7 protein-coding genes are annotated in these 6,580 nt (G+C 45.3%); all 7 read right to left on the reverse strand.

Translation table 11 applies throughout. The features are described 5' to 3' along the window. Positions 1 to 79: 79 nt before the first annotated feature. Positions 80 to 538, reverse strand: coding sequence for a glycosyltransferase family A protein (locus H7F08_RS14545; RefSeq protein ID WP_193640933.1), 459 nt, complete (start codon positions 536 to 538; stop codon positions 80 to 82). Positions 539 to 573: 35 nt separating this feature from the next. Beyond that, positions 574 to 1,761, reverse strand: a complete 1,188-nt coding sequence (locus tag H7F08_RS14550; RefSeq protein ID WP_010642279.1) for a glycosyltransferase family 4 protein — start codon at positions 1,759 to 1,761, stop codon at positions 574 to 576. Then, a complete protein-coding gene (locus tag H7F08_RS14555; RefSeq protein WP_010642281.1) occupies positions 1,758 to 2,807 on the reverse strand; it encodes a glycosyltransferase family 4 protein in 1,050 nt (349 codons plus the stop codon). Before H7F08_RS14555 ends, H7F08_RS14550 begins: the two co-directional genes overlap by 4 nt. Before the next feature lie 38 nt (positions 2,808 to 2,845). Beyond that, on the reverse strand, positions 2,846 to 4,267 hold the full coding sequence (locus H7F08_RS14560; RefSeq protein WP_193640934.1) for a hypothetical protein: 1,422 nt from the start codon (positions 4,265 to 4,267) through the stop codon (positions 2,846 to 2,848). After that, positions 4,252 to 5,175, reverse strand: a complete 924-nt coding sequence (locus tag H7F08_RS14565) for a glycosyltransferase family 2 protein (protein WP_215866477.1) — start codon at positions 5,173 to 5,175, stop codon at positions 4,252 to 4,254. Before H7F08_RS14565 ends, H7F08_RS14560 begins: the two co-directional genes overlap by 16 nt. 10 nt (positions 5,176 to 5,185) lie before the next feature. Next, the gene (locus H7F08_RS14570; protein ID WP_193640935.1) at positions 5,186 to 6,133 is read right to left on the reverse strand and encodes a glycosyltransferase; all 948 of its coding nucleotides are present in this window, start codon (positions 6,131 to 6,133) and stop codon (positions 5,186 to 5,188) included. Positions 6,134 to 6,396: 263 nt separating this feature from the next. Beyond that, a partial coding sequence (locus tag H7F08_RS14575) for a transposase (protein WP_193640936.1) occupies positions 6,397 to 6,580 on the reverse strand: 184 nt, incomplete at its 5' end.

Here is a 6,580-nt window from a genome sequence, read left to right on the forward strand (position 1 = left end):
GCCAAATCCAGGGCTCGGGGTTACCGCACGCACAAGAACTTTATCAACATGGCCTACCTGATCCTGGGCAAGCTGGATCTCAGGCTACCCACTTGAAATGACGAGGAACCGCCAGGTAATCACGATGCCAATATGTTGTATTACTGTCACTTAATTCATTTTGTATAATTCCATACTCATCAATAATCCAGTGATCACAAAAAATCAATGCCAAATGTGGATTATTTTCCATAATATTTACAGATCGCTCCAGAAATTCAGGAGCGATCAAATCATCATCATTCAAGACAGTGATATACTGCCCATTAGATTCAGATACGGCATTATTGCAACTTACAAGGACACCCAGACGGATTTTATTAGATCGATAAGTCAGCCTTGCGTCCTCGAAACTATAGCAAATATTTTTAATATCTTCTGAATCAGAATCATCAACAACAATAATCTCAATATTTTGTAAAGTTTGTGCGAGCGCCGATCGGATAGCATCACCAACATAACGTGTGCGCCTAAAAGCAGGAATGATGATTGTAGCCAACACTTCCATACTAGTTATTGTACAATTATTTTCATTCACTTTAATGGCCCAAAAAAAGAGTTCATATTAAAATAATGACAGCAATTATCGGACTCATTAGATGACATACAATCATATAACTCAACATACTTTTTAGAAACAATTTTCCACGATAGATTCATGGCCGAATTACGCGCAGCAGTTGCCATTTCCTTGCGCTTTGATAGGCTCATTTGAGCATAATCCTGCATAAACCCTGCAATAGACTGATAGTCGTCAGGATCATCAAGAATCCATCCACCATTAGCGGGGATCTGAAATGAAGCCCCAACCGTTCTGGCGGTAATCACCGGCACAGCACAAGCCAGAGATTCAGAAACAATCATGGCCCAAGGATCATAACGTGAAGGGAAAACCAGCAGATCGGCAGAATGCAAAAAAGCCGCCACATCTTCGCGGTAACCCATAAAATGCACGCGATCAGCAAGGTCCATGTCGCGAACCATATCGGGATAAGGACTTTGTTCGAGATACCCGAGAACAATCAGGTGCCATGACCTGGCCATAGTCAAAGCCCGTAACACGGTATCCAGATTTTTACGTGAGGAACGCAAGTCTCCTGCAAATAGTGCGACGTTATCCAACTTCCTAAATGCAGACAACTCTCGCACGGTAGTCCCCGGGTAGTATTCCTGAACATCTACGCCGTTAGGTATTATGGTAATTTTTTCTGAGTCGATGCCAATACCAACCAGCTCTTCGGCGATTTTAGGAGAAACCGCAGTTACACACTTCGCCTGTCGGTAAGAACGTCGTTCCAGCAACGCATTGAGCCAAGTGAATACCCGGTGATATGCCTTCTTGAGTCCCGTTTCAGAGTTGGTTTCATTGTAGGGTGAATCTCGCCATGCTCCATGTACGAAGTGCGCCGAATTGATTTCTGCTGGATACCAGGTGATAAAACCATTTGCATGCACCAAGTCGAAATCCTGCGATGTTCTCTTGAGCCACCACCAGCTGCGCAGAGCAAAGACCTGGTTTCGCAACAACTGGGTAGGCCAGCCTCGGACCGGGATAGAGACCCAAGTCACGTCCTCCAGGCTGGCCACTTCTTGGGCACACTCACTGGCCAGAAGTGTGATGACATATCCTGCAGCACGAGCCGCCATCAGGATTTCATAGTTGACGCGCCCCTGACCGTCCCCCTTTTTCAGTTTATGGGTAATAATGCACACATTTTTCATGACTGCAGAACTCTTTGATACAAGGTCAGGGTTTCTTGGGTCATGCGTTGCACGGTGAGCCATTCAATACCAGTGCATGCACGTTTGGCAAATTGTTCGCGCAAATTCTGATCGCACAAAAATCGATACAAGTGATTACTCAAATCAGTGACATCTCCAGCGCTGAACAACTGGCCCGCCTTCCCGCCTTCCAGTGCTTCAGGTATTCCATCCACGTCACTGGCAATAATTGCACAAGCATTTTCTCTTGCTTCTGAGATGACCAACCCGAAGGGCTCCTTGTGAGAAGCAAGCACAAAAATATCCGCACTTTCCAGATAAGATTGAGGCTGAGTTTGAAAGCCTTCGAAATAAATATGGTCCCGGCGCGAACTGTTTTTTGCCAGCGACTCAAAAATAGTGCGGTCCGGCCCCTCTCCAACAATATACAAATGGCCGGGGAGGTCCTTAGGCAAGCTTGCAAAGGCGGCGATCAGATCACGAATACCTTTCCTTTCATACATCCCGGCAATCGTGACGATGGCCGGATGATACAATGGCTTGGCTTCGACCCGTTGCATACGCGGGCTATTGATAGTGCCATTCCGAATAACATGCAATTTGCTGGTAGGGATTCCGCGTTCCGCCATGGATCGACAAACTGCATCACTGACTGCAATTACTGCGTCACCGACAGACATGATACGAGCACTTTTTTGAAACTCATTATGCACATGGGTAATCAAACGATAACGCCTGCGTAAACGTAGCAACTTGGCAAGTAGGGCTCCTGTCATCATGTGGGCATGTACTATATCGGGGCGAGTTTGATCTATAATCCGTTCCAGATTGACGATCATTTTAGGCAAACTGAACATAGACTTGCTAAATTTCATCGAATAATGCTTCACTCCGTGACAATCTAGGAGTTTTTCATACTCTCCGCCACCGGAAGCATAAAAAACCTCATGTCCCAGTGCACGTTGTGAGCAGGCCAAATCAATAGCGACATTTACTATTCCATTACCGACCTCAAGTATGTGATTGGTGATGTGCAATATCCGCATCTTTTCAACGCGCCTGAAAACAATGCTGTAGAAAACCCTCAGCCATTTTTTATTCCTTCCACCTGACGATAGTGAATGCCGGCAATGGAAGTACCTGCAAATGCCCAAAACAGCATCCCGGTACTACCAATCAAAGTATCCACAAATATCAAAGTGGAAAACACTGCCAAGCTAATCCCAGAAGAAATAGCTATAAAAGGATCTTTTTTTGACCACCTGCTACTTAGAATATATGTTAATGTCCAGATAGTACCCAGAAAAAATAAAGTGCCTCCTGCCCATCCGAGGACATAAGGAATCTCCATGATACCACTATCAAAATTGACCACATGCCCTTTTTGACCAAGCCGGGCTGCAGTACCGGTACTGCCAATACCTGCTCCCAATGGTGTTTCAAAGGCCTCTAAAAAGAACTCTTCATAAAACTTCGTTCGCGCTTGATAACTGGCATTTTGTTTAACATTTTCAATGGAATTGAAACGCGCTTCCAATCGATCATAAACGGGCTTGTAAAGCAACATAGGTGTCGCAAGTATAACAATTATAATAAGCCCCATGAGATAACGTACCATGTGTGCTGGCTTTAGCCGGGACATGATATAAACCAAACCGACAAACCAACCACCCCAGGCCGCTCGAACAATAGATAACAAAAAAGCCAGATAACCAAAAAGCGCAGCAGGAATTCGCCAAAAACCGCCGCCCGCAAATAGCATCAACAAGGTTCCCATCAATTCAAAGGCGAATGGTCCAGGAGAGTTCATTGTACCGAAAATACGAATCTGAAAAGGCTCTGGTCGACCGATACTCAGCAATTTTGATGCCGTCATCCAGTAAGTATCCCATGGCAGGGGATGAACATATTGAATCAGGCCGTACCCCCCCATAACCAGGGTTCCCCAAACGAAAGTGTGATACAACGTACGACGAACTTGCGGATAATCTCGCCAGCGAATGGCCATGTGCAGACCAAACAAAACTGGAAGCAGCCAGTTCAACAAACCATAGGTGGCAGGCATGAAGCCTGTCGTCACGATGCCAACCACATAGGCATACAAAATACCCACCAGTACCAGCGCTATGGGAAACAGGGTTTTTCGACGCAATTCCGGGAGATATTTCAATACAGTAAAAAAAGCAAGCCCCGTCACCAGATAAGGAGTGAGCATGATCGGATCAACAGGCTGAAACCCGATTTGGTAATCCACCAAACGTCTTATTTCAGGGGTCACGAACCAGAGCCACCACATATTACTGACATATAATATTGGAAAATCCCGGTACAGTTTCACTCCTAACACCAATCCAAAAAGCGGGAATAAGTAGTTAGTTAATGCGCTTAAATGGGAAAAATAAAAAACAAACGGAAATGTCCAAAAAAGAACAATATAAAGCCATATTCCCTGTACTCCCCGGCGATAGTGAACGCTTGAGCTGAGGTCTTTCAATGTCGTAGCCACGAACGTACCCCCGTGTAACGGCCATGCAGGTTATCCCTAAACTTGGCCAGCGCCTGTTTTTTTTCTCTCGGAACATAGCGCAGCATTTGTACCATTCCGTAACTTTCACTGGTCCCAACCAGGATGGCCCAAGTCAGAAAAACCATTCGGTTAATGCTTGGCAAATAACCTAGCAACACCAGGGTTTCATTATGAGAACGATTACGCACTTCCTCGGAGTTGTAGACATCTCTTGAACGATCATCAAATAGATTGCCCGGATAGTGGTTTACGCGTATTTCCGGATCATAAAGCAGGCACCAATTTCTTTGGTGTAAGCTTAAGCCCAAAGACAGTTCCCAGTGCCATTGCGCACCCCTTCCTCGTAACCGTCGGTCAAATCCTATCTCTTTCAGTACAGACAAACGATAAGCACCATTGACCCCTTTCAGCAAATCGACAAATTGTGCCTTGTCTGTACGTAAATGATGATTGGCAATAATTTTTCCATACCACAATACTTGCCCCACGAGACGAACCGGGTCATCTAGCAGCGTACCATTCTGACGAATAAAATCCCGCCCTCCGACACCGGCAAGTGTTCGATCTTTTTGAAAAGCTTGCTCAATACGCTGTAACCAATCCGGGAAAGGTGCCGAATCATCGTCAGTAATCGCCAGTATATCCCCGTCTGCTGCATCCAAACCCAGGTTCATCGCAGTAACCAGGCCAGGAAGATCCACGATGACCACACGCAATGGCAGGGATGTTGCTGCATCTCCATTCAGCACGTCATGAGTTTCCAGGTCATCACGTCGCGCCACAACGATGATTTCATCTGCAGCACGGCACTGATCACCCAAGGCATTCAGACATCGCTCCAAATCCTTTGGACGACGGTAGGTCGGAATCATCACAGACACATGCATTATTATTCCTTTACCCTTGAACGCGGTCTAAGTTGTCAGGGAACATCCATGTCTGCATAACGTTATAGCGCCCTCGCAATGCATCCTGAAATTTACGGAAGGCCAAGCTCCCTTCCTTGGGCCAAAAGCGCATTAATTGCAGCAATCCATAGCTGTCTCGACTTCCGACCATAAGAGCATACACCATGCAGGCAAAACGTCCGAAAATAGGTAGGTATTTCATAAGAATATAGGTTTCATTTTGCGCCCGTTTGCGTGTGGCAGCAAACCAGTAACCATCCTTCTGATCTGAGAACAGTTTACCCGGGAAATGATCCACCACCATGTCTGGTTCATACCACTGCTTAACACCTTGTTTGTTAAGGGCCATACCTAGCGCCAGTTCCCAATGCCAAGCAGTATCCTGTTGCCACTGCAAGCGCAGATCCAGACTTGTACCTACCAGGATTTCATGACGATAAGCAGCATTGACCCCAGAAAGAAAGTCCACATTACGGGCACTCAAACATGGAAGATGATGATTGGCGATAATTTTTCCATACCAGGTGACTTTGCCCACCACATCGCAGTAAGGAAGAATTTCAGGGTAAGTTGTTGCAGGCAAATCTCTCCCACCCACAGCAGCGATTTCGGGCATATGGACAAACGCATTTTCGATCCGCTCTAACCAATCCGGGCGAGGCGCAGCATCATCGTGGGTGAAAGCAACCACATTACAAACCATCAACCCCAAAGCTTTGAGCATTGACGAAACAGGACCGGATTGATCCTTGCGGACCAGAGTATAAGATACCACCGATCCAATTAACTTCTCCACCAAATCGGGAGTCTCAGTATCACGGGGATGAATTAATATAAAAACTGCATCAGGCTTACGATTCTGAGCCATCAACGCCTTCAGGAGTCTTTCCATATCTCGAGGTCTGTTCCCGCCATTAACCAAAACATTCACCTTCATATTGGTCACCATTAAAATAATAAACGATTAAGAATGCACAATTATCTTTCGATAAATTTCTTATTTCAAACATCATATTTGTCACTTATAAATAATAATATCAGAAATAAATGATCTTAATTATTATTTTATATTCTATATTAAAATTTACTACAGTTCATCCTTAATTGATTTTTAGGAGCAATAAGACAACACGGGATAAACTCTAATATCATTTTTGTAGGGCCTTCATTTTTTTTACATTAATCTGGTTCCTCGTCATTTCAAGTGGGTAGCCTGAGATCCAGCTTGCCCAGGATCAGGTAGGCCATGTTGATAAAGTTCTTGTGCGTGCGGTAACCCCGAGCCTTGGCCTTGGCGGATTGAATGAGGCTGTTGAAACCTTCCAGAATTCCATTGGTGATCTGGCTCTCGAACCAACGTAGAATGCCGTCCCAGTGGTTCTGC

This window comes from Acidithiobacillus sp. HP-11 (assembly GCF_015100075.1).
Taxonomy (GTDB): Bacteria; Pseudomonadota; Gammaproteobacteria; order Acidithiobacillales; family Acidithiobacillaceae; genus Acidithiobacillus; species Acidithiobacillus thiooxidans.